The organism is Nonomuraea sp. NPDC059007 (assembly GCF_042740555.1).
Taxonomy (GTDB): domain Bacteria; phylum Actinomycetota; class Actinomycetes; order Streptosporangiales; family Streptosporangiaceae; genus Nonomuraea.
Map to the genome: position 1 here is coordinate 16,854 of NZ_JBHYJD010000052.1, position 21,388 is coordinate 38,241.

A 21,388-nucleotide genomic window follows, 5' to 3' on the forward strand; every position below is an offset into this window, starting at 1 on the left:
TGAATGCGGCCATGTGCCAGATGGCCGTAAGGGGTTCGCGATCATAGCGTGGGCTCATGAGCGCTTGGTATGCGATGGACGCCGCCGAGACGGCCGAGCGGCTGCGCGTCGACCCGGCCGGCGGGCTGAGCGGGGCGGAAGCCGTACGGCGGAGGGAGGAGCACGGCGCCAACCGGCTGCCCGAGGCGCCGCGCGAGCCGCGCTGGCACGCCTACCTGCGGCAGTTCCAGGACCTGCTGATCGTGACGCTGATCGGCGCGGCCCTGGTGAGCTTCGCGGTGACCCGTGAGTGGGAGACGCCGGCGATCATCGTGCTGGTCGTGATCCTGAACGCGACGATCGGGTTCGTGCAGGAGTCGCGGGCGGAGGCGTCGCTGGAGGCGCTGCGCAAGATGCTCCACACCGAGGCGACCGTGCTGCGGGGCGGGGCGGCCATGCGGCTCGACGCGGCCGAGCTGGTGCCGGGTGACGTCGTGGACCTGGAGGCGGGCGACCGCGTACCCGCCGATGGGCGGCTGGTGTCCTCGGCGTCGCTGGAGGTGCAGGAGTCGGCGCTGACGGGCGAGGCGGAGCCGTCCGCCAAGTCCGCCGGCGCGGTCGTGGCGCCGGACGCGCCCCTGGCCGAGCGCGGCAGCGCGGTGTTCATGAACACCACGGTCACCCGCGGCCACGCCCGCATGATCGTGACCGCGACCGGCGCCTCGACCGAGATCGGGCAGATCGCCGGGCTGCTCCAGCAGACCAAGCAGGCGCCGACCCCGCTGCAGCGCCAGATCGACACGCTCGGCAAGACCCTCGCGCTGATCGCGCTCGCGGTGATCGCGGTCGTGTTCGTCCTGGGCCTGCTGCGCGGGCAGCCGATCGGCGATCTGTTCACGACCGCCGTCTCACTGGCGGTGGCCACGGTCCCGGAAGGGCTGCCCGCCGTCGTGGCCTTCACCCTCGCCATGGGTACGGCCCGCCTGGCCCGCAGAGGCGCCATCGTCAAGCGGCTGGCCTCGGTGGAGACCCTGGGCAGCACCTCCCAGATCTGCACCGACAAGACCGGCACGCTGACGCTCAACCAGATGACCGCCCGCGAGGTGTACCTGGCCGACCGCCGCTTCACCGTCTCCGGCCACGGCTACGCGGTGGAGGGACGCATCCGCAGCACCGACGACGACCCGCCCGACAGCCAGACGCTGCACGTCGCGCTCGTCGCCATGGCGCTGTGCACCGACGCCGTGGTACGCGCCGCCGACGACGTGGTCGGCGATCCCACCGAGCTGGCCATGGTCGTGCTGGCCGAGAAGGGCGGGGTCGACGTGGCCGCCCTGCGGCGCAGGCATCCGCGCATCGCCGAGGTGCCCTTCGACTCCGACGACAAGTTCATGGCCACCTTCCACGAGGAGGACGGCCGGGTGCGCTGCTTCGTCAAGGGCGCGCCGGACGTGCTGGCCGCCCGCGCCGACCGCTACCTGACCGCCGGCGGCCGGCGGCCCTTCGACGCGGCGGCCCGCGAGGACTACGCCGCCGCCAACGGCGAGCTGGCCGAGCAGGGGCTGCGCGTGCTGGCCGTCGGCGTGAAGGACTTCCCCGCCCTGCCCGAGGAGGCCGATCTCAAGGCGATGCTCGACGGCATCGTGCTGATGGCGCTGGTCGGCATCGTCGACCCGGCGCGGCCCGAGGCGGCGGCCGCCATCGAGCAGTGCCACCGGGCGGGCGTCCAGGTACGGATGATCACCGGCGACCATGCCGTCACCGCCGCGGCCATCGCCCGCGAGCTGGACATCCCCGGCAAGGCGGTGACCGGCGCCGAGCTGGACGAGCTCTCCGACGAGGAACTGGCCAGGCAGCTGCCGGACATCGGGGTCGTGGCCCGGGTCACGCCGCAGCACAAGATCCGGATCGTGCGCGCGCTGCAGGACAACGGCGCCGTGGTGGCGATGACCGGTGACGGCGTCAACGACGCCCCGGCCCTGCGCCGGGCCGACATCGGCGTCGCCATGGGCGTCACCGGGACCGAGGTGAGCAAGGAAGCCGCCACGATGATCCTCACCGACGACAACTTCGCGACCGTGGTCGACGCGGTCCGCGAGGGACGCGGCATCTACGCCAACATCGTGAAGTTCACCCGCTTCCAGCTCTCGACGGCGTTCGGGTTCGTGCTCACGTTCCTGGCGGCCTCGATCACCGGGCTGGCGGGCGGCGCGCCGTTCACCGCCGTGCAGATCCTCTTCGTGAACCTCATCATGGACGGCCCGCCCGCGCTGTCGCTCGGCGTCGACCCGGCGGGGCCCGACGTCATGTCGCGCCCGCCGCGCGCGCGGGACGAGCGCATCCTCACCACCGCGCGGCTGCTGCGGATCCTGCTGGCCGGGACGACGATGGCCGCGGGCACGCTGGCCGTGCTCGCGCTGGCTCCCCCGCCGGTCGCCGCGACGATGGCCTTCGTCACCTTCGTCTTCTTCCAGATCTTCAACCTGGTCAACGTCCGCAACGACCTGCGCAGCGCCTTCCACCGCGACACCTTCTCCAACCGCTCGACGTTCGTGGCGATCGGCGTCGTGCTCGTCCTGCTGGCGGCCATGGTGGAGTGGAAGGGGTTGCACGCCTTCTTCTCCGTCACCAACCTCACCGCGGGCCAGTGGCTGACCTGCGCGGGCGTGGGCTCGGTGATCCTGTGGCTGGGCGAGCTGGTCAAGATGATCCTGCGCCGCGCAGGCGCCCGCCCCTGAAGCCCGCCTTCGACGATCACAGCCAGTTCTCGCGGGCGGCGTGCCAGGCCAGCTGCATCCGGGTCTGGGCGCCCGCCCGCTCCATCAGGTGGGTGATGCGGCGCTGGACGGTGCGCTGCGACACCTTCAGCTGCGTGGCGATCGACTTGTCGGGCACCCCCGCCAGCAGCAGCGACAGCAGGTAGAGGTGGTCGGCGTCCAGCGGGCTGCCCGGGGTGGTGAGGTTGACGGGGGTGGCCCGCTCCCACAGGGTCTCGAACAGCGCCTTGAGCGCGTCGAGGAGGCTGCTCGGCCGTACCAGGGCGGCGGTGAGCTGGGTCAGCCCGCCGGTGTGCTGGACCAGCGGGAGCACCCCCAGCTCGCCGTCGGCGATCATCATCCGCACCGGCAGCTCGGGGAACGCGCGCGCCTCCTCCCCGAGCATGATCCCTTCGGCCAGGTTGACCAGCATGCCGGGTTCTTCGAGCAGGGCCCGCTCGTACAGCACCCGGAAGCTCACCCCGCGCCGCAGCGCGGCCAGCTCCTCGGTGTTCTCCTGCGAGGTCATCGCCACGTGCCCGGCCCTGCACAGGCTCACGACCTCGTGCCGGGCGTTGTCCTGCATCAGCCGCAGCTGCTCGCGCAGCACCGTCCTGCTGCTGATCACCTCGATCAGCTGCGCGGCCTCACGCCGCCTGGAATGGGCCAGGTACTCCCCCGTGAGCTGCTCCACGGCCTGCCGGGCCCGGTCCACTTCCTCCTGGCGCCGGTGCAGCCGCGCCGCGAGCGCGACGTCGGGGGCGACCGCGGTGAACGTGTCGCTTTCTCCGGGTACGGCACGCGCCAGCCCCTTGGCCAGCAACGACCCGAGCGCCCGGCGCGCCGCCTCGTCGGCCACGCCCAGCTCGCCCGCCAGCTCGGCGACCTCGACCTCGGCGGTCCTGACCAGGAGCCGGTAGGCCGCCTCCTCCTCGGCGCCCAGGCCCGCTGCGCTCAGCACGTCGCCGGGGAGATCCGGCCGGTGATCTCCCAGGGTCCACCACGTCGTGCTTTACGGCCATATATCGGCAACATGTGGTTCACGTGCTCATTGTAGGGATGGCCATCCAGGGAGCCGCCCGCTCCCGGGGAGGCATCCGCTAGGACGGGGTGTGGCGCTGGCGGAAGGCGCCGTACAGGCCGCCGGCCACGCACAGGCCCACGATGGCGGCGAGCCTGATCGCGTCCATGCCGCCCGACACCACCAGCTCACCGGCCGGATCGATGAGGAAACCGGTGGCCATCGTCCAGGCCAGCGCCCCGGTCGCGGCGGAGGCGATCAGGTCGGCGGTGAGGCCGGCGTAGAGGGCGGCGATCAGGCCCACGACGGCGAAGCGGATCTCGACCTGGGCGTGCGGGACCAGTAGGGCGACCAGCGCGCAGGCGGCGATCACGACGAAGAACCCGATGCCGATCAGCAGACCGGTCGGTCGCGAGGAGGGAAGGTGCGGGCTGCGGAGAAACATGGGCCTCTCAGACGGCGACGAAGGAACGGCGTTGATGTTCATCAAAGTACGCCCGAATGGCCAGGTTGGCATCCGCACCCTCCTGACTTTGGGTCTTGCGCGTTTCCTCATCGGTAGTTAACTATTAGGAAACTTTCTTAAGCATTACACCCCCCAAGGAAGTGATCACGTGCGAAAACTCCTGGCCCCGTTAGCCGCGCTGCTCATGGCGATGGGCGTGCTGGCGGTAGTCCTGCCGTCGGCCGCCAGCGCCGCGGCGTGCGCCACGGCATGGAGCTCCTCGGCCGTATACAACGGAGGCGCCGTCGTGTCGCACAACGGACGCAACTGGTCCGCCAAGTGGTGGACCCAGAACGAGAGTCCGGGCAGCGCCGCCGTCTGGGCCGACCAGGGCGCCTGCTCGGGAGGCGGCGGCGGTGGCACGCAGTGCAACTACCCGAACTGGGCCGCCGGGACGTTCTACGCGGTGGGCAGCATCGTCCGCTACACCGACGGCAACCACTACATCGCCGTCCACGAGAACCCCGGGTACGACCCGGTGATCAGCCACTGGTACTGGGACCCCTACGCCTGCGACGGCGGCCCCGGCCCGACCGACCCGCCGGACCCGTCGGGGTTCGTGGTGAGCCAGGCGCAGTTCAACCAGATGTTCCCGAGCCGGAACTCCTTCTACACCTACAGCGGCCTGACCGCCGCCCTCAGCGCCTACCCCGCCTTCGCCAAGACGGGCAGCGACACCGTCAAGAAGCAGGAGGCCGCGGCCTTCCTGGCCAACGTCAACCACGAGACCGGCGGCCTCGTCCACATCGTGGAGCAGAACACCGCCAACTACCCGCACTACTGCGACGCGAGCCAGCCGTACGGCTGCCCCGCCGGGCAGGCCGCGTACTACGGCCGCGGCCCCATCCAGCTGAGCTGGAACTTCAACTACAAGGCGGCCGGTGACGCGCTGGGCCTGCCGCTGCTGACCAACCCGTGGCTGGTGCAGCAGGACGCGTCCGTGGCCTGGAAGACCGCGATCTGGTACTGGATGACCCAGAACGGCCCCGGCACCATGACCCCGCACAACGCGATGGTCAACGGCCGCGGCTTCGGCGAGACCATCCGCAGCATCAACGGCAGCCTGGAGTGCAACGGGCGCAACCCCGCCCAGGTGCAGAGCCGGATCAACGCCTACCAGCGCTTCACCCAGATCCTCGGCGTCGCCCCCGGCGGCAACCTGTCCTGCTGAGGGACCCCTCACCCCGCCTCCGCGCCGTCCGTTCCCCCCGGTGGGACGGCGCGGAGGCTATGGCCCGGGTGAGGGTCGCGGCCTCTACTGCTCGTACGGCGCCGGCGGCTGCAACGACGCGCACCCCGCGAAGACCTGCTTCTCCGCCGCCGAGCCCGGCTTGACCTGCTTGAACCCGGCCGGCTTCGCCTCCTTGCCGAGCGGCTGCCAGACGCCGCCCTTCTGCAGGCACCTCGCCCAGGCGGCGAACTTGGCCTCCTCCTCGGGCGAGGCCGGCTCGCTGCTGCCGAGGATGACCGAGTCCCACTCCTTGCACGCCTTCATGGCGGCGTCGAGCTTGGCCTGGGTGACCTTGGAGACCGCGCCGGTGTCGAGGTCCTGGCCCTTGACCGGGTCGGGGATGTCGATGCCGTTGTCCCGCATGCAGGCCGCGAACTTCAGCGCGGTCTCGTGCCAGCTCGGCTTGGCGGACGCGGACGCGGAAGCCGCGGGGCCCTGGCTCCCGGCGTCGGCGAAGCTCTGCGCTCCGCAGGCCGCGCTCAGGGCCAGCGCGGGCAGGGCGGCCATGACGGCCAGACGTCGCCTGCTGATGATCACAATGTCCTCCTGGAGGTGGCTGCTGACTGCCCCTGAGACTCTGGCCCGGCACTGTGCACAACCGGTCCGCACGATGTCATGAACGTGTAATAGCTCTTGAGACCGGACAAAGCGCACGTCAGCGCGGCCGATACTGGGACGCATGGCTCGCGTGTTGCTGATCGAGGACGACCCGGCCGTCAGGGACGGTCTGACGCTCGCTCTGAAGGGCCGCGATCACGAGGTCGAGGCGGCGGCGTCCGGCGAGGAGGGCCTGGAGCGGCTGGCGGAGTTCGCCGCCGACGTGGTCGTGCTCGACCTCATGCTGCCCGGCATCGACGGGTTCGAGGTCTGCCGGCGGATCCGCGCGGGCGCCGCCACCTCGATCGTGATGCTGAGCGCGCGGGGCGACGACTTCGACGTGGTCGGCGGGCTGGAGGCCGGGGCCGACGACTACGTGGTCAAGCCGGTGCGCCCGCAGGTGCTGGAGGCCCGGATCAGGGCGGTGCTGCGCCGTACCGAGAGTGTGCAGTCGCCCGTCGAGACCTACGGCGCGCTGCGCGTCGACCGCGCCTCCCTCACCGTGAGCAGGGACGGGCGCGAGGTCGCGCTGCCGCCGATGGAGCTGCGGCTGCTGCTGTACCTGTCGGCGGCGCCCGGCCGGGTGTTCACCAGGCAGCAGCTGCTGGAGTCGGTGTGGGAGCACGACTACCTGGGCGACTCCCGGCTGGTGGACGCCTGCGTGCAGCGGCTGCGCGCCAAGATCGAGGACGTGCCGGCCGAGCCCCGGTACGTGCGGACCGTGCGCGGGTTCGGTTACCGGTTCGGGCCGGTATGACCTGGCTGCGGGGCTTGCGGGCCCGGCTGGTGATCACGTTCGTGCTGGTCGGCGGGGTGTGCGCGGTGGCCGCGGCCGGGCTGACCTATCTGCAGGCGCGCGAGGATCTGGTGGGCGGGGTGCAGGACCGGCTGCTCGACGACTTCAGGAACCGGGTGCTGCTGCTGTCGCGCGACGTCGCGCTGCCCGCCGACGACGGCGAGCTGGCCCTGCTCGCCGAGGACCTCGAGGTGGGCGACCGCAAGGTGTACGTGGTCAGGGACGGCGCCATCCCCAGCGACGCCCGCATCACCGCCGCCCTGCGGCGGACCGTGGCGAGCCGGCCCGAGCTGGCCTGGCAGCGGGTCAGCCGGGACGGCGTGCCGTACCTGGTGGGAGGGAGCAGGGTCATGCTGCGTGCGGGCGGCACGCCGTCCGGGATCACCGTCTACCTCGTGGAGTCGCTCGCGCAGGCCGCCGCCGACGAGGCGGCCGTGCTGCGCGCGGCGCGGACGGCGGCGGCGCCGGTCGTGCTGGTGGCGGTGCTGGCCGGGCTGCTGGCAGCGCGCGGTGTGCTGCGCCCGGTCGCCGACCTGGACCGCGCCGCGCGCCGCCTGGGCGAGGGGCGGCTGGAGACGCGGCTGCCGGTACGCGGCGGCGACGAGCTGGCGCGGCTGGCGGGACGGTTCAACGAGACCGCCGCCGCGCTCGAACGCTCGGTCGGCGAGCTGCGCGAGATGGAGGCCAGGTCGCGCCGGTTCGTCGCCGACGTCTCGCACGAGCTGCGCACCCCGCTGGCCGCCGCGACCGCCGTCACCGACGTGCTCGAAGCCGGGGCCGACCGGCTGGACACCGACGCGGGCACCGCCGCCCGCATGGTCACCGCCGAGGTCGCCCGGCTCACCCGGCTCGTGGACGACCTGATGGAGATCTCCCGGTTCGACGCGGGCGCGGCCGTGCTCAACCTCAACGAGATGGACGTGGGCAAGGCGGTCGCCGCCTGCCTGCGTACGCGCGGCTGGACCGGCGCGGTCACCGCCGACCTGCCCGAGGGCGTCCACCTCGCGCTGGACCCGCGCCGCCTGGACGTCATCGTCGCCAACCTCGTCGGCAACGCGCTGCGCCACGGCGCGCCGCCGGTCACGCTCACGCTGCGCGCCGATGAACGGGCGCTCACCCTCAAAGTGGCCGACCACGGCCCCGGCCTGCCCGAAGACGTCCTGCCGCACGTGTTCGAACGCTTCTACAAGGCCGACGCCGCCCGCGCCCGCTCCGAGGGCAGCGGGCTCGGCCTGGCCATCGCCCGCGAGAACGCCCTGCTGCACGGCGGCGACCTGTCCGTGGGCCCGGGGCCCGGCGCCGTCTTCATCCTCACGCTGCCGAGGACCCGCCCGTGACCGGCCGGTCCCTGCTCCTGCTGCTCCTGCTCGTCGCCACGGCCTGTGGCACCGGGCCCACGGACGTGGTCGGCGCCGGCGAACCGGCCCGCGGGTTCACCCAGGGCACCCGCCTGTACTTCGTGCGGAGCGGCGGCCTGGCCTCCGTCGGCCGGCCCGAGGGCCCGCTGGACGCCGCCGGGGCGGTCGAACTGCTGACCGGCGGCCCCACCGCCAAGGAACGTCAGCGCGACTTCGACACGGTCCTGCCCAGGAACCTGGCCGTCCGGGTGAGCGACGACGGCTTCGCCCTGGAGAAGGGCTCGTCGATGCTGGTCGGCGGCGCGTGGCTGCCGCCGGTCGAGCGGCTGTCGCGCATGGCCACCGGCCAGCTCGTCTGCACGATCGCCGCCGCCACCGCCGCCGGGCGGGGCGTGGACGTGGACGAGGTGCGGGTGACCGTACCGGAGAAGGGCGCGGTCCGCTGCGCGGACTACCGCTGAGACCCGCAGTGCTGGACAAATGCGGGCGTCCATGGTCATCGTTGGCCGCATGCGACAGGAAGAGATCTGGGACGAGGAGGCCGCGCGCGGCTATGACACGCCGGGCACCGGCATGTTCGCGCCCGAGGTCCTGAAGCCGGCCGTGGACCGGCTCGCGGAGCTCGCGGGCGGCGGGCGGGCGCTGGAGTTCGCGATCGGGACGGGCCGGGTCGCCCTGCCGCTGGCCGGGCTGGGGGTGCCGGTCACCGGCATCGAGCTGTCGCGGCCGATGATCGAGCGGCTGCGGACGAAGGCGGACGAGGCGGCGATCCCCGTGATCGCCGGGGACATGTCGGCCGCGACGGCCCCCGGGGAGTTCTCGCTCGTCTACCTCGTCTACAACACGATCTCCAACCTGCTCACCCAGGCCGGGCAGGTGGCGTGCTTCCGCAACGCCGCCCGCCACCTCGGGCCCGGCGGCCGGTTCGTGATCGAGCTGTGGGTGCCCGAACTGCGCACGCTGCCGCCGGGCAGGCAGGCGACCGTCTGGCACCAGGAGCCCGGCTACATCGGCCTGGACACCTACGACGTGCTGGGGCAGCAGGTCGTCTCCCACCACTTCAGGTTCGGCGAGGACGGGCAGGGCCGGGTGTTCCGCAGCCCGCACCGCTACATCTGGCCGAGCGAGCTCGACCTGATGGGGCAGCTGGCCGGGTTCGAGCTGGAGAGCAGGCACGCCGACTGGTCGGGGGCCGAGTTCACCGCCGAGTCGCGTTCGCACGTGTCGGTGTACCGCCTCCCGCCGTCGCCGTGAGCCGCGCCCGCCCGGCCGGCGGGCGCGGCCCCGGAGCCTAAGGCCGCCGCGCCACCAGGAGCAGCCTGGGACTGCCCAGCCGGTACGGCGTGCCGTCGGGCCCGCCGTACAGCTCGGCACCGGCGAACCCGGCCTCGGTGACCAGCCGGACGACCTCGGCCGTGGTGTACACGTGCTGGACTGAGGTCCCGCGGTGCACCTGCTCGCCCCTGCGGAAGGTGAACGAGGTGAGCCAGCGGCCGGCGGCCACGTCGTACTCGTTGACCGAGACCGCCTCGACGCCGCCGAACGTCATCGGCTCCTCCTCCAGGCTCAGCCCGGGAAGCAGCGACTCGGCCACGAACCCGTAGTCCAGGACGAGCGCGCCGCCGGGCACGAGGAGCGCGGCCAGCCCGGCCAGGAACTCCCGGGTGGCGGCGTGCTCCAGGTAGCCGAAGGCGTTGCCCATGCAGATGGCCGCCTCGGCCCGGACGTCGGCGGGCAGTGCCCGCATGTCGCCCTGGCGCAGGTCGAGGTCGAGCCCTTCGGCCCCGGCCGCGGCTCTGGCGTGGGCGACGGCCTCGGCCGAGACGTCGAGACCGATGACCCGGCAGCCGCGCCGGGCCAGTTCGAGCGCGTGCCGCCCGCTGCCGCAGGGCACGTCCAGCACCCGGGAGCCGGGCCGGAGCCCGGCCGCGCGGACGACGAAGGCGACCTCGTCGCCGGTCAGCTCCTCGGGTACGGCCGCGCGCCAGAAGGCGTTGGGCAGCTCGGTGAAGAAGTCCGCGTACCACGCGGACAGGGAGTCATGCGACATTTCGTGAATGCTCCAGATCAGGAGTATGCGAAGACGGGCTGCGTGACCCGGGGCATGGCGAGGACACCTGTCCGTCCGCCCCGGGATGACCGGGGGGCGACCATGGCATCGCCTTCTCGTGATCGGCCGGGCGGTACCCGGCGGGAGCATCTTCCGCCCAGGCTACAGGCCGCCGCCCTACGCTGGACAGGTGGAGACGGGTCGCTGTTACGGGTGCAAGCGGGAGTTCAGCTTCGATCCGGCGGAGGTCGAGACCTTCCTGGTCGATCCGGAGACCGGCCTGCCGCCGGGCCTCACCGTCCTGGCCTCCCTGCGCCCGGCCACCCCGGAGGCCGTCGCCAGGTCGGTGGACCTGCCCGTCTGCCCGGACTGCATCGAACGGGCCAAGCGCTTCCAGCCCTAACCCTTCTCATATCGTTTTTCGATGCTATCGTTTCTCGATAACATCGAAAATCGATATGTCCAGGAGAGCCTGATGGCCACCGCACAACCCAGCGTCCTCGGCAGGGCGCGACGCCCCGCGATCTTCGCGCTCCTCCTCGCCGCGACCGGCGCGATCACCGGCATGGTCCTCTACTCCCAGGCCGGACTCTTCGGCCTGGGCAGCCGGCTCGCCGTCGCCCGATCCCCCCACGGCTTCGGCATCAGCCTCGACGGCGACCCCGCCTTCACGCAGGGCGCCCTGCCGGGCGTCCACGTCTCCGCCGGGTCCGTCGAGTTCTTCACGGGCTCCCCGGACCTCGCCCAGTACATCTGGCAGGCCCTCACCACCCTCCCGACCTTCCTGGTGACGGCCGTGGCCTTCTTCCTGGTGTGGCGGCTGCTGTGGCGGGCCCGCCAGGGGGTCTATCTGCCGCAGGTCGTCGGCCGGGTACGCCTGCTCGGCTGGTGGCTGCTGATCGGCGGCCTGCTGGCTCCCCAGCTCGAACACGTCGCGATGATGCGACTGCTGGACACACTCGCGCGGAACGAGTCCTTCTACGGCCCGGCGAACGCCTCGCTGCTCGTCCCGCTCCTCGCCCTGGGCCTGCTGGCCGTGGCGAGCGTCCTGCGCGACGGCGTGCGCATGCGCGACGACCTCGAAGGCACGGTGTGATGTCGCCGGCCGAGGCCGACACCAACGCCATCAGCGTGCATCTCGACCGGCTGCTGACCGAGCGCGGCATGACACTCACGGACCTCGCCGACCGCGTGGGAGTGACCGTCGTCAACCTGTCCATCCTGAAGAACGGCAGAGCCAAGGCCATCAGGTTCACCACGCTCACCAAGATCTGCGAGGTCCTCGGCTGCCAGCCCGGCGACCTGCTCACCTACGCCCCGCAGAAGCGGCTCCCCCGTGAGGGGGAGGCGGATCGCCCGGCAGGGTGATCACCGGGCCGGGACGTGCGCGACAGGCTCGGGACCATGCAGAACCTCACCAGGCCGTGGGCGGGCGCGGTCGTGATCTCGCTGGCCGCGCTGGCCGTCGCCGCGTTGTGGCTGGCCGTCCCCGGCTCCTACCCCTACGGCGCCGCCGGCCGTGTCACCGTGGGCGTCAACCACTGGATCGAGCGCGGCCCCGGCGCCGCGCTGCTGCTGGGCTCCGGCGTCCTGGGGCTGCTGCTGGCCGGCGTCCGGCGATCATGGCCCAGGGTCGCGGCGGCCGGGGCGGTGGTGGAGGCGGCGTTCTTCCTGCTGGTGATGTCGGACGCGGCCGTCCTGTCCTCGCTCGGGTACGCGCTGATCCCGCTGTCGGCCGCCGCGCTGCTCGGGCTGATCGTGGTGGGGTGCCTGCGGCGGCATCCGGCGGGGTACACCGCTGCCGCCCTGGTCGCGGCGGTGGCGGCGGGGCTGGTGACCGGGCTGATCGACGCGGGGCCGGTCGCCGGCTATCTGGGGAACCTGGGCAAGGGGTTCGGCGACTTCGGGGTCAGGATCGCGTGGTCGTGGGGCATGGCGGCGGGGGCCGCCGGGTGGGCGTGGGTGGCGTTCGCGGCGCTGCTTCCCGTCTCCACCGCCGTCGCGGGGCCACGGCGGTGGGGGCGGGTGGTGACCGTGCTGGCCGCGCTCGGCGCCGCGCCGTACGCGCTGGCGCGGATCTCGTGGGCGACGCCGTGGCCGTTGCTCGGGTTCGACCCGCGCACCGACCGGATGGTGGTGCTCATCTCCGGGATGGACGCGGCGACCAGGCTGCAGGGCTTCCTGATCGGCCTGGGCTCCGTGGCGGCGGTGGTGCTGACGTTCGGGCTGATCAGCCGGTGGGGCGAGGTGTTCCCGCGGTGGCTGCCCGTGGTGGGCGGGCGCGAGGTGCCCGTGAGGCCGGCGGTCGGGGCGGGAGCGGCCGGGGCGGCGGCGCTGTGCGTGTCGGCGCCGGGGGTGCTGGCGGGCGCGGTCCAGCACAGCGCGTGGCTGGACGGGGTGCTGTTCGTGGTGCTGTTCCCCTGCCCGGTCTGGGGGCCGCTCCTGGCCGCCGCCGTCTACGCCTACTGGGTGCGCCGCCGTACCGCAACTAAACCCCTTTAGCGGCCGGGGCCGTGCTCTCGCGGACGGTCAGGCGCGGCGTCGGCGTCTTGACGTCGCGCGGCCGCGACGGCTCCTCCAGCGTCTCCAGCAGGGTCTCGGCGACCTTCTCCCCCAGCGTGAACGTGTCGCGCGAGAGCGCCGTCAGCGCGGGGTGCACGATGCGGTTGAGCACCGAGTCGTCGAAGGCCACGATGGACAGCTCCCGCGGCACCTTGACCCCCATCTCGGCGGCCACCCCGAGCCCGGCCACCGCCATCACGTCGGAGTCGTAGACGATCGCCGACGGGCGCGTGGCGCGCGACAGCAGGGAGCGGGTGGCCGCGGCGCCCTCGGCGTCGCTGAAGTCGGTGGGCACCGACAGCACCTCGGCGAGACCGAGCCGCCGGGAGGCGTCGCGCAGGGCGCGGATGCGGCGCTGGGTGTGACGGAATCCGGGCAGCCCGGCCACGTGGGCGACGCGGGTGTGACCGAGGGCGGCCAGGTAGTCGGCGATCGACAGCATGGCCTCGCGGTCGTCGGCCCACACGCTCGACAGCGTGCCGTGCCTGCCGGGGCCGCCCAGCACCACCGCGGGCACGCCCAGCTCCTCGATGACCGCGATGCGCGGGTCGGACACCTGCAGGTCGACCAGGATGAAGCCGTCGACGCGGTGCTCGCGGGCCCAGCCGCGGTAGACCTCGATCTCGGCGGCTGTGTCCTCCACGACGAGCAGGTGCAGCGCCACGCCCCGCGCCGACAGGCCCGCCTGCAGGCCTGACAGCAGGTGCGCGAAGAACGGCTCGACGCCGATGGTGCGCGCGGGCCGGGCGATGACCAGGCCGGCCGCCTGCGCCCGCGCGCCGCCGAGCGCCCTGGCGGCGCTGTGCGGGCTCCAGTTCATCTCCTCCGCCGCCGCGAGGATGCGGGCGCGGGTCTCCTCGCTGACGCCCGGGCGCCCATTGAGCGCGAACGACACCGCGCCCCTGGACACCCCGACCTTGCGCGCGATGTCGTCGATCGTCGGCCGTCCCACGGCCCCTCCCCTTGACACGATAAGTACAGCGGGTAGATAGTCCCGAAAACTGAAGCGGTTTAGCAACCCGGCAGGAGAGTGCACCATGCGCTTCCCCTTAACAGCACTGACCACGGCGACGGTCCTGATGCTCGCGGGCTGCGGGCTCGGTACCGCCGAGACCCCCGCGAACAGCCCCGCGGCGAGCGCGAGCGGCGCGGTCACGGGGAAGGTCTCGCTGCAGACCTGGTCGTTGAAGCCGAAGTTCACCGACTACGTCCAGGGTGTCATCGATTCCTTCGAGAAGAAGTATCCCGGTACCGAGGTGGAATGGCTGGACCAGCCCGGCGAAGGATACGCCGACAAGGTGCTCAGCCAGGCCGCGAGCGGCACGCTGCCCGACGTGACGAACCTGCCGCCGGACTTCGCGCTGCCGCTGGCCCGCCAGGGCATGCTGGCCGACATCGGCAGGTCCGACGCCGCCGCGCTGGCCGACTACGTCGAGGGCGGGCTGGCCGCCTACCGCTTCGCCGGGCTCGACGGCGTCTACGGCTACCCCTGGTACCTCAACACCGACGTCAACTACTGGAACGCCGAGCTGATGAAGAAGCACGGCCTCGACCCGGCCAAGCCGCCGGCGAGCCTGGACGAGCTCATCGAGCAGGCCCGCACCGTCAGGGACAAGTCCGGCGGCAAGGTGTACCTGATGAGCCGCAAGCCGGAGCTGGGCGACCTGACCAACGCCGGCGTGAAGGTCATGAGCGACGACGGCAAGAGCTTCACCTTCAACACCCCCGAGGCCGCGGCGGTGCTCGACCGCTACCGGGAGGCGTTCAAGGAGGGGCTGCTGCCCAAGGACGTGCTGACCGACGACTACGCCGGCAACGCCAAGCTGTTCACCGAGGGCAAGGTGGCCTGGACGACGGCCGGCGGCAACTTCATCTCCTCCCTGGCCGTGGACAACCCGTCGATGGCGCCCAAGGTGGTCTCCAGCAAGGCGTTCGGCACCCCGCCCCTGTACGTGCAGGGCGTGTCGGTCTCGGCCAGGAGCAAGAACCCGGCCGCGGCGACCGCGCTGGCCCGCTGGGTGACCAGCCCGGACAACCAGGCGGCCTTCGCGCACCTGACCTCCATCTTCCCGAGCACCAAGGCCTCGGCCGGCGACCCGTTCTTCAGCAAGAGCGACGGCACCAACGGCGGCGACGCCAAGGTGACGGCGTTCGCGTCGCTGCCCGAGGCGAAGATGCTGCAGCCGGTCGAGGTGGGCGAGGCGATCTCCAAGGTCGTCAAGCAGCAGTTCTCGCTGGCGATCAGCGGGGGCGCCACCTCCCAGCAGGCCCTGGACACCGCCGTGGCCAAGGCCGACGAGCTGCTCCAGCAGTGATCAGGACCTTCCAGGGCCGGTTCACCCCGTGGTTGTTCGCCGCGCCCGGCCTGGTGTGGCTGGTGGTGTTCAACCTGTGGCCGGCGGTCAACACCGTGGTCCTGGCCTTCACCAACGCCAAGCCGCTGGGCGGCGGCCACTTCACCGGGCTGGCCAACCTCGGCCGGGCGCTGAACGACGACCAGCTCGCCACCGCCCTGCTCAACAGCGTGATCTACATGCTGGTCTGCCTGCCGGTGCTGACCTTCCTGCCGTTGCTGCTGGCCGTACTGGTGGAGAAGAAGCTGCCCGGGATCACGTTCTTCCGCACGACCTTCTACACGCCGGTGGTGGCCTCGGCGGTGGTGGTGGCGCTGATCTGGGAGTGGCTGCTGGAGGACCGGGGGCTGGTCAACGGCTTCGCGCAGTGGCTCGGGGTGATCGCCGAGCCGCTGCCGTTCCTGACCGACCGGTGGCTGCTGCTGCTCAGCGCGATCAGCCTGACGATCTGGAAGGGCATGGGCTACTACATGGTCATCTACCTGTCGGCGCTGGGGAACGTGCGGCGCGAGCTGCACGAGGCCGCGGCGGTCGACGGGGCCGGCGCGGTGCGCCGCTTCTGGTCGATCACGGTGCCGGGCGTGCGCAACACGATGCTGCTGGTGTCGGTGCTGATCTCGGTCTCGGCGCTGCGGGTCTTCTCCGAGCTCTACGTGCTCTCGAACGGCACCGGCGGCCCCGGCGGCCAGGACATGTCGGTCGTGATGCTCATCCAGATGTACTCCCGCGGCTTCACCGGCCATCTGGGGTACGCCTCGATGCTCAGCCTCGTGCTGTTCGTGGTGACGGTGGGCCCGATGCTCGTGCTGCTGCGGCTCAACAGGAAGGGGGCGTAGATGCGCGGCTTCACCGGGGAGAACGTGCTGCGTTACGCGCTGCTCCTGCTGGTGCTCGTGCTGACCGTGGGCCCGTTCGCGTGGATGCTGTCCACTTCGCTCAAGGGCAGCGGGGAGGACATCTTCACCGAGATCCCGGCCTTCCTGCCGCGGCAGCCCACGCTGAACAACTACGCGCGGGTCGCCGACAGCATCCCCGTGTGGTCCTACATCGCCAACTCGCTGATCGTGGCCGCCATGGCCGTGACCGGCAACGCCGTCGGCGCCACGCTGGCCGGGTACGCGCTGGCCAGGCTGCGCTTCCGCGGCATGAAGCTGCTGCTCGGGCTCACGCTGGGCACGCTCATCCTGCCGGGCGAGGTGACGATCATCTCGCAGTACGTCACCGTGCGCGGCATGGGCCTGGCCGACACCCTGCTCGGCGTGGCGCTGCCCGGCGCGATCGCGATGCTCAACGTGCTGCTCATGCGGACCGCGTTCGCCGCGATCCCGGACGAGATGGACGAGGCGGCGATCATCGACGGCGCCGACGCGTGGCAGCGCTTCGTCCGCATCGGGCTGCCGAACGTCAAGGGCATGCTCAGCGTGGTGGTGATCTTCTCGTTCATCGGCGCCTGGGACGACTTCCTGTGGCCGCTGATCGTGCTGACCAATCCGGAGAAGTACACGCTGACGGTCGGCCTGCAGTACCTCAGCGGCGCCTTCAGCTCCGACCCGCGGCTCATCGCGGCCGGAACCATGATCGCGTTCGTGCCGATCGCGGTCGTCTTCGGCGTGACGCAGCGCTTCTTCTTCCGCGGTGTCGAGGAGGGCGCCATCAAGGGGTGAGGGTAGGTTTGCCCTGTGACGACCAAGATTCGCGTGCACGGCGAGGTCCCGGCCCGGCTGGACGAGGGGTTCGAGCGGATCAGGCGCGAGCTGAAGCTGCCGGAGGCGTTCGCGCCGGCCGCGCTCCGGGAGGCCGAGCGGGCCGCGGGCGCGGACCACGGTGAGCGCAAGGACCTCACGGACCTGCCGTTCGTCACCATCGACCCGCCCGGGTCGATGGACCTCGACCAGGCCGTCCACCTGGAGCGCCGGCGCGACGGTTTCCGCGTGTGGTACGCGATCGCCGACGTCGCCTCCTTCGTACGGCCCGGCGGCGCGCTCGACACCGAGGCCCACGCCAGGGGCGAGACCGTCTACCTGCCCGACGGCAAGGTCCCGCTGCATCCGCCGGTGCTGTCGGAGGGCGCGGCCAGCCTGCTGCCCGGCACCACCCGCCCGGCCGCGGTCTGGCAGATCGACCTGGACGCCGAGGGCCGCATGGCCGGCGCCGACGTCCAGCGGGCCCTGGTCCGCAGCCGCGAGCGCCTCGACTACGCCTACGTGCAGGCCGCCGCCGACACCGGCACCGCCGACGGCACCCTCGCGCTCCTGGAGGAGATCGGCCGGCTGCGCCTGCAACTGGAGCGCGAGCGCGGCGGCGTCACGCTGCCGACGCCCGAGCAGGAGGTCGTGGCCGACGGTGACGGCTACCGCCTGGAGTTCCGCGTCCCGCTGCCCGCCGAGGCGTGGAACGCCCAGATCTCCCTGCTGACCGGCATGGCTGCGGCCACCATGATGCTGGACGCCGAGGTCGGCGTGCTCCGGGTGCTGCCGCCGCCGCGCCCCGCCGACCTGGCCAAGGTGCGCCGGGTGGCGCGGGCGCTGGACGTGCCCTGGCCCGACGGCGCCACCTACGGCTCGGTCGTGCACGGCCTCGACCCCAAGAACCCGCAGCAGGCGGCGTTTTTGCAGGAGTCGAAGGTGCTGCTGCGCGGCTCCGGCTACGTGGCCTTCGACGGCGAGCCGCCCGCACTGGCCGAGCACTCCGCGGTGGCGGCGCCGTACGCGCACGTGACCGCGCCGCTGCGGCGCCTGGTGGACCGCTACGCCACCGAGGTGTGCCTGGCGGTGGCGGCGGGCGAGCCGATCCCCGACGCGATACGCGCGGCGCTGCCCGAGTTGCCCGAGGTCATGTCGGCGACCGGGCGGCGCGCCGGCGGGGTGGAGCGGGCCTGCGTGGACCTGGTGGAGGCCTTCCTGCTGCGCGAACGCATCGGCCAGGACTTCCCCGCGGTCGTGATCGACGTGGACGAGCGCGGCACCGGCGGTCAGGTCCAGCTCGTGGAACCCGCCGTGATCGCGCGCTGCGACGGCGCCCTGCCGCTGGGCGAGCGCGTCACGGTAGGGCTCGCCAAGGCCGACCCCGCGACCCGCGAAATCCGCTTCACCCTCCCCTGAGGCGCTGCCCGAACGCACCGAGCCGTGGCGGGGCCGCACGTCTCGATCTCCGGCCGGACCCGTCTGAGGGTCCCCGTACGGTGGCCCTTCAGCGACGTGGCCCGCCCGCCGTGGAGCGTGTCGACGGGCGGCTCCGGGTGTCAGGCGGGCGCGGGAGAGGGCGTCAAGGCGTCGCGTACCTCGGCGGCGGGGCCCGGGGGCAGCCAGGTGTGCAGCAGCTCGACCCGGTGCACCAGCCGCGGCCCCAGCAGCGGCACCCCCTCCCCCACCGACGCGGGCAGCAACGTGAGCCCGTGCCCGGCCCTGACCAGGTTGAGCACGGTGTGAACGTCGTCGCCGGCATAGGCCAGGCCCTCCCTGAAGCCTTCGCCGACCAGTTCGCGCAGCCGTTCCAGCGGGCACAGCGAGGTCTGGAGCCAGACCGCGTCCACCAGGTCGCCCAGCCGCAGCCCCGCGCGCCCGGCCAGCGGGTGCCCGCCGGGCAGCGCCACGACCAGGTCCTCCTCGGCCACGCCGAGCGCGCTCATCGGCCCGGCGTCGGGCAGCCGCAGCGGGTCGCTGGGCGCGGTGATGCCGTCGGCCAGGCCGAGTTCGGCGCGGCCGGTGGCGACCTCGACGGCCACGCCGTCCCGGCTGGCGGTCCTCAGCTCGACGTGCAGGCGGGGCTGGGCGGCGCGGGCGCGCGCCAGCCGTGCCGCGATGCCGGGGGTGACGGCCAGCGGCGTGGCGGCCACCGTGAGCCGGTGGGCGGGCGCGGCGGCGGTACGCCGCACGTCGGCACGGGCGGCGTCGATGCGCAGCAGCAGCGGCCCGGCGTGCTCCAGCAACCGCGCGCCCGCCTCGGTCAGCTCGACCGGGCGCCGGCGCAGCAGCGGCAGCCCCAGGTCGGCCTCCAGCGCGGCGATCTGCTGGGAGACGGCGGACTGGGTGTAGCCGAGCTCCTCGGCGGCGGCCGAGAACGACCCCAGGTGAGCCACGCGGACGAGGGTGCGGAGCAGGCGCGAGTCCATCAGCAATTCTTATCAGAACACCAGGAACTGTCGTTGGCCTTATCCCCGCGGACCGGGCAGGCTGATGGCCATGAGAATCGCCCTGGTCGCCGACCGTTCGTCCAGCGTGCGGGCCCACACCCGCGTACCCCGGATCCTCGAGTCCCTGCGCGAGCGCGACGGCCTCGCCCTCGACGCCTACTGGATCCCCACGCCCGAGGCCGTGTCCGGCCTGGAGGGCTTCGACGGCATCTGGGTACTGCCCGGCAGCCCGTACGCCAGCGAACAGGGCGCGGTCAACGCCGCCCGCACGGCCCGCGAGCACGGCATACCCTTCCTCGGCACGTGCGGCGGCTTCCAGCACGCGCTGCTGGAGTTCGCGCGCGGGGTGTGCGGCCTGGACGTCGCCCACGCCGAGAACGACCCGGACGGCGGGCGGTTCCTGCTGACGCCGCTGCGGTGCTCGCTGGCCGGGCACGAGAGCCTGGTCCTGCTGACGCCCGGCTCGCTGGCCGAGCGGGTGATCGGCGCGCCCTCGACCGTGGCCGCGTACAACTGCTCCTACGGGCTGGACCCCGGGCACGAGGCGCTCATGAGCGCGGGCGGGCTGGCCTTCACCGGCCGGGCCGAGGACGGGTCGGTGCGGGTGGCCGAGATCCCCGGCCACCCGTTCTTCCTGGGCACGTTGTTCCAGCCGGAGTTGTCCGGCGAGCGGTCCCGGCCGCATCCGGTCATCTCGGCCTTCGCCGCGGCGGTCGCCGTCCGGGCGGCGTCCGCGCTCAGCCGGTGAGGGCCTGGGTGATCTGGCGGGTGGTCTGCCCGGCGACCCGGGGGTTGACCGCGGCGTAGGCGTTGTAGGCGTTCAGGCCGGTGGTGAGCGCCCAGCCCCGCCCCCTCAGCCAGGTGGCCTCGTCCACGTCCAGGGCCGTGCGGAAGGCGGTGCGGCCGACGGGCGACATCAGGGTGTAGGCGATGGTCAGGTCGCAGGCCGGGTCACCGGCGCCGAGGCCGCCGAAGTCGATGACCGCGCTGAGCCGGCCGCCGACGGTCAGCAGGTTGCCGGTGTGGAAGTCGCCGTGGAACCACACCGGATCACGTCCCCACTCCGGCGCCGCCAGCGCCTCCTCCCACAGCGCGGTCATGGCCGCGCCGTCGAAGGCGCCGTCCGCTCGGGCGATCGCCGCGCGGGTGGAGTCGTCGCGGGCGGCCAGCGTCTCCCCCTGCGACTCGCTCCCCAGGGGTACGGCGAAGGCCTGGAGCGCCAGCAGGAACGCGGCCAGATCCACCGCGGCCTCGCCGGAGTCGGCCAGCGCCTCCACCGTGGCGACCTCGCCCTCCAGCCAGCGCGAGACCCCCCACGGCCACGGATAGCCGAGGTCCGGCCGGCCCACCGCGACCGGCACCGGGATGGCCAGCGGCAAGTGGGGGGCCAGGCGCGGCAGCCACTCCAGTTCCTTGGCCGCCTGCTCGATGGCGCCGGAGTGGCGCGGCAGCCGTACGGAGAGTTCCTCGCCCAGCCGGTAGATCATGTGGTCGGAGCCGCCCGGGTCCACGAGATGGAGCGGAAGCCCGGCCCACTGCGGGAACTGGCTGTCCACCAGCCGTCTGGCCAGCGCGGCGTCGATGTGGGGTCTGAGCGGCAAGAGCCCTCCTGGCGATCACGGATGCTGCCCGTGATTCTCGCCGCAAACCGGGCGAGCCGCACACCGGGACGTGTGCGGCTCGCCGTGGGAGGGCCGGGATCACTTCTTCATGGGGCTCCAGCCGGCGCCCACGCCCATGAGGTGCAGGGCGACGCAGAGCAGGCCGGCGGTGCCGAGCGTGGCGACGGTGATCACGCCGCCGACGGCCACGTCGGCGATCTCGAAGATCAGGGCGAGGAGGAACAGCAGGGCGACGACGAGGGCGAACATCTCAACCTCCTGGCAAGGAGCCGGACACCGCGTGGGGGGCGGGCCTCAGCGGATGCGTCCGAGGGGCTGACGGGCTTCGACATGGGGATGTCCGCCGAGATCGCCAAGGAAACTGGCCCGGAGGTGACGATGGGTGAACCATTGACGACAGCATCTTGACCGGGCGGTCAGTTTGC

The 21,388-nt window shown here is 72.5% G+C and carries 23 protein-coding genes; 15 read left to right on the forward strand and 8 right to left on the reverse strand.

Annotated features, from left to right (window positions below; genetic code table 11):
• The first annotated feature begins 56 nt into the window (after window positions 1-56).
• A complete protein-coding gene (locus ACFWY5_RS47915; RefSeq protein ID WP_379638894.1) occupies window positions 57-2,717 on the forward strand; it encodes a cation-translocating P-type ATPase in 2,661 nt (886 codons plus the stop codon).
• A gap of 16 nt (window positions 2,718-2,733) precedes the next feature.
• Here ACFWY5_RS47915 and ACFWY5_RS47920 read toward each other — a convergent pair whose 3' ends face one another.
• Window positions 2,734-3,696 (reverse strand): helix-turn-helix domain-containing protein, encoded by a 963-nt coding sequence (locus ACFWY5_RS47920; protein WP_379623620.1) that lies wholly within the window; start codon window positions 3,694-3,696, stop codon window positions 2,734-2,736.
• Window positions 3,697-3,835: 139 nt separating this feature from the next.
• Window positions 3,836-4,201 carry a hypothetical protein gene (locus ACFWY5_RS47925; RefSeq protein WP_379623618.1) on the reverse strand — a complete coding sequence of 122 codons (366 nt, stop codon included), beginning with the start codon at window positions 4,199-4,201 and terminating at the stop codon, window positions 3,836-3,838.
• 169 nt (window positions 4,202-4,370) lie between these two features.
• Between ACFWY5_RS47925 and ACFWY5_RS47930 the strand changes: the two genes are divergently transcribed.
• Complete coding sequence (locus ACFWY5_RS47930; RefSeq protein WP_379623616.1) at window positions 4,371-5,432, forward strand: glycoside hydrolase family 19 protein; 1,062 nt, start codon at window positions 4,371-4,373, stop codon at window positions 5,430-5,432.
• Between the two features lie 84 nt (window positions 5,433-5,516).
• Here ACFWY5_RS47930 and ACFWY5_RS47935 read toward each other — a convergent pair whose 3' ends face one another.
• On the reverse strand, window positions 5,517-6,029 hold the full coding sequence (locus tag ACFWY5_RS47935) for a hypothetical protein (protein WP_379638895.1): 513 nt from the start codon (window positions 6,027-6,029) through the stop codon (window positions 5,517-5,519).
• Between the two features lie 142 nt (window positions 6,030-6,171).
• Between ACFWY5_RS47935 and ACFWY5_RS47940 the strand changes: the two genes are divergently transcribed.
• From ACFWY5_RS47940 to ACFWY5_RS47955, 4 genes are read left to right on the forward strand one after another with little or no spacing between them, the layout of a single operon-like run.
• On the forward strand, window positions 6,172-6,846 hold the full coding sequence (locus tag ACFWY5_RS47940; protein ID WP_379623612.1) for a response regulator: 675 nt from the start codon (window positions 6,172-6,174) through the stop codon (window positions 6,844-6,846).
• Window positions 6,843-8,222: an ATP-binding protein gene (locus ACFWY5_RS47945; RefSeq protein WP_379638896.1), complete on the forward strand. Its 1,380-nt coding sequence runs from the start codon at window positions 6,843-6,845 to the stop codon at window positions 8,220-8,222. Before ACFWY5_RS47940 ends, ACFWY5_RS47945 begins: the two co-directional genes overlap by 4 nt.
• Window positions 8,219-8,704, forward strand: coding sequence for a hypothetical protein (locus ACFWY5_RS47950; RefSeq protein ID WP_379623607.1), 486 nt, complete (start codon window positions 8,219-8,221; stop codon window positions 8,702-8,704). Before ACFWY5_RS47945 ends, ACFWY5_RS47950 begins: the two co-directional genes overlap by 4 nt.
• 49 nt (window positions 8,705-8,753) lie before the next feature.
• Window positions 8,754-9,497, forward strand: a complete 744-nt coding sequence (locus ACFWY5_RS47955; RefSeq protein ID WP_379638897.1) for a class I SAM-dependent methyltransferase — start codon at window positions 8,754-8,756, stop codon at window positions 9,495-9,497.
• 37 nt (window positions 9,498-9,534) lie between these two features.
• Here the strand turns inward: ACFWY5_RS47955 and ACFWY5_RS47960 are convergent, their stop codons facing one another.
• A complete protein-coding gene (locus tag ACFWY5_RS47960) occupies window positions 9,535-10,293 on the reverse strand; it encodes an SAM-dependent methyltransferase (RefSeq protein ID WP_379638899.1) in 759 nt (252 codons plus the stop codon).
• Between the two features lie 190 nt (window positions 10,294-10,483).
• Between ACFWY5_RS47960 and ACFWY5_RS47965 the strand changes: the two genes are divergently transcribed.
• The 4 genes from ACFWY5_RS47965 to ACFWY5_RS47980 all read left to right on the forward strand — a co-directional run bounded on the left by ACFWY5_RS47965 (window position 10,484) and on the right by ACFWY5_RS47980 (window position 12,795).
• Window positions 10,484-10,696 carry a hypothetical protein gene (locus ACFWY5_RS47965; protein WP_379638900.1) on the forward strand — a complete coding sequence of 71 codons (213 nt, stop codon included), beginning with the start codon at window positions 10,484-10,486 and terminating at the stop codon, window positions 10,694-10,696.
• Between the two features lie 72 nt (window positions 10,697-10,768).
• Window positions 10,769-11,389, forward strand: coding sequence for a hypothetical protein (locus ACFWY5_RS47970; protein WP_379638901.1), 621 nt, complete (start codon window positions 10,769-10,771; stop codon window positions 11,387-11,389).
• Window positions 11,389-11,661 carry a helix-turn-helix domain-containing protein gene (locus ACFWY5_RS47975; RefSeq protein WP_379623597.1) on the forward strand — a complete coding sequence of 91 codons (273 nt, stop codon included), beginning with the start codon at window positions 11,389-11,391 and terminating at the stop codon, window positions 11,659-11,661. Before ACFWY5_RS47970 ends, ACFWY5_RS47975 begins: the two co-directional genes overlap by 1 nt.
• Before the next feature lie 36 nt (window positions 11,662-11,697).
• On the forward strand, window positions 11,698-12,795 hold the full coding sequence (locus tag ACFWY5_RS47980) for a hypothetical protein (RefSeq protein WP_379638902.1): 1,098 nt from the start codon (window positions 11,698-11,700) through the stop codon (window positions 12,793-12,795).
• On the opposite strand, the gene ACFWY5_RS47985 is transcribed toward ACFWY5_RS47980, so the two are convergent.
• Window positions 12,782-13,807, reverse strand: coding sequence for a LacI family DNA-binding transcriptional regulator (locus ACFWY5_RS47985; RefSeq protein ID WP_379623593.1), 1,026 nt, complete (start codon window positions 13,805-13,807; stop codon window positions 12,782-12,784). The genes ACFWY5_RS47980 and ACFWY5_RS47985 overlap by 14 nt on opposite strands.
• A gap of 85 nt (window positions 13,808-13,892) precedes the next feature.
• Between ACFWY5_RS47985 and ACFWY5_RS47990 the strand changes: the two genes are divergently transcribed.
• The 4 genes from ACFWY5_RS47990 to ACFWY5_RS48005 are packed head-to-tail and all read left to right on the forward strand — an operon-like array spanning window position 13,893 to window position 18,310.
• Complete coding sequence (locus tag ACFWY5_RS47990; protein WP_379638903.1) at window positions 13,893-15,170, forward strand: ABC transporter substrate-binding protein; 1,278 nt, start codon at window positions 13,893-13,895, stop codon at window positions 15,168-15,170.
• On the forward strand, window positions 15,167-16,045 hold the full coding sequence (locus ACFWY5_RS47995; protein WP_379638904.1) for a carbohydrate ABC transporter permease: 879 nt from the start codon (window positions 15,167-15,169) through the stop codon (window positions 16,043-16,045). Before ACFWY5_RS47990 ends, ACFWY5_RS47995 begins: the two co-directional genes overlap by 4 nt.
• Window positions 16,046-16,873, forward strand: a complete 828-nt coding sequence (locus tag ACFWY5_RS48000; RefSeq protein WP_379623587.1) for a carbohydrate ABC transporter permease — start codon at window positions 16,046-16,048, stop codon at window positions 16,871-16,873. It begins immediately after the preceding gene.
• A gap of 15 nt (window positions 16,874-16,888) precedes the next feature.
• Window positions 16,889-18,310, forward strand: a complete 1,422-nt coding sequence (locus ACFWY5_RS48005; protein WP_379638905.1) for an RNB domain-containing ribonuclease — start codon at window positions 16,889-16,891, stop codon at window positions 18,308-18,310.
• A 140-nt stretch (window positions 18,311-18,450) separates the two neighbouring features.
• Here the strand turns inward: ACFWY5_RS48005 and ACFWY5_RS48010 are convergent, their stop codons facing one another.
• Window positions 18,451-19,320 carry a LysR family transcriptional regulator gene (locus ACFWY5_RS48010; protein WP_379638906.1) on the reverse strand — a complete coding sequence of 290 codons (870 nt, stop codon included), beginning with the start codon at window positions 19,318-19,320 and terminating at the stop codon, window positions 18,451-18,453.
• A gap of 70 nt (window positions 19,321-19,390) precedes the next feature.
• Here ACFWY5_RS48010 and ACFWY5_RS48015 point away from each other — a divergent pair, with 70 nt between their 5' ends.
• Complete coding sequence (locus ACFWY5_RS48015) at window positions 19,391-20,089, forward strand: hypothetical protein (protein ID WP_379638907.1); 699 nt, start codon at window positions 19,391-19,393, stop codon at window positions 20,087-20,089.
• On the opposite strand, the gene ACFWY5_RS48020 is transcribed toward ACFWY5_RS48015, so the two are convergent.
• Window positions 20,079-20,942 (reverse strand): aminoglycoside phosphotransferase family protein, encoded by an 864-nt coding sequence (locus tag ACFWY5_RS48020; protein WP_379638908.1) that lies wholly within the window; start codon window positions 20,940-20,942, stop codon window positions 20,079-20,081. The two genes, ACFWY5_RS48015 and ACFWY5_RS48020, sit on opposite strands and share 11 nt — an antisense overlap.
• A 99-nt stretch (window positions 20,943-21,041) precedes the next feature.
• The gene (locus ACFWY5_RS48025) at window positions 21,042-21,212 is read right to left on the reverse strand and encodes a hypothetical protein (RefSeq protein ID WP_379638909.1); all 171 of its coding nucleotides are present in this window, start codon (window positions 21,210-21,212) and stop codon (window positions 21,042-21,044) included.
• Window positions 21,213-21,388: the final 176 nt, after the last annotated feature.

What these genes read in the sequence shown, in the direction of transcription:
- ACFWY5_RS48010 (WP_379638906.1), bottom strand. Translation starts at nt 19,320, where the DNA reads ATGGACTCGCGCCTGCTCCGCACCCTCGTCCGCGTGGCTCACCTGGGG.
- ACFWY5_RS47975 (WP_379623597.1), top strand. Translation starts at nt 11,389, where the DNA reads ATGTCGCCGGCCGAGGCCGACACCAACGCCATCAGCGTGCATCTCGAC.
- ACFWY5_RS47960 (WP_379638899.1), bottom strand. Translation starts at nt 10,293, where the DNA reads ATGTCGCATGACTCCCTGTCCGCGTGGTACGCGGACTTCTTCACCGAG.
- ACFWY5_RS47970 (WP_379638901.1), top strand. Translation starts at nt 10,769, where the DNA reads ATGGCCACCGCACAACCCAGCGTCCTCGGCAGGGCGCGACGCCCCGCG.
- ACFWY5_RS47980 (WP_379638902.1), top strand. Translation starts at nt 11,698, where the DNA reads ATGCAGAACCTCACCAGGCCGTGGGCGGGCGCGGTCGTGATCTCGCTG.
- ACFWY5_RS47925 (WP_379623618.1), bottom strand. Translation starts at nt 4,201, where the DNA reads ATGTTTCTCCGCAGCCCGCACCTTCCCTCCTCGCGACCGACCGGTCTG.
- ACFWY5_RS48000 (WP_379623587.1), top strand. Translation starts at nt 16,046, where the DNA reads ATGCGCGGCTTCACCGGGGAGAACGTGCTGCGTTACGCGCTGCTCCTG.
- ACFWY5_RS48025 (WP_379638909.1), bottom strand. Translation starts at nt 21,212, where the DNA reads ATGTTCGCCCTCGTCGTCGCCCTGCTGTTCCTCCTCGCCCTGATCTTC.
- ACFWY5_RS47945 (WP_379638896.1), top strand. Translation starts at nt 6,843, where the DNA reads ATGACCTGGCTGCGGGGCTTGCGGGCCCGGCTGGTGATCACGTTCGTG.
- ACFWY5_RS47940 (WP_379623612.1), top strand. Translation starts at nt 6,172, where the DNA reads ATGGCTCGCGTGTTGCTGATCGAGGACGACCCGGCCGTCAGGGACGGT.
- ACFWY5_RS47990 (WP_379638903.1), top strand. Translation starts at nt 13,893, where the DNA reads ATGCGCTTCCCCTTAACAGCACTGACCACGGCGACGGTCCTGATGCTC.
- ACFWY5_RS47915 (WP_379638894.1), top strand. Translation starts at nt 57, where the DNA reads ATGAGCGCTTGGTATGCGATGGACGCCGCCGAGACGGCCGAGCGGCTG.
- ACFWY5_RS47955 (WP_379638897.1), top strand. Translation starts at nt 8,754, where the DNA reads ATGCGACAGGAAGAGATCTGGGACGAGGAGGCCGCGCGCGGCTATGAC.
- ACFWY5_RS48015 (WP_379638907.1), top strand. Translation starts at nt 19,391, where the DNA reads ATGAGAATCGCCCTGGTCGCCGACCGTTCGTCCAGCGTGCGGGCCCAC.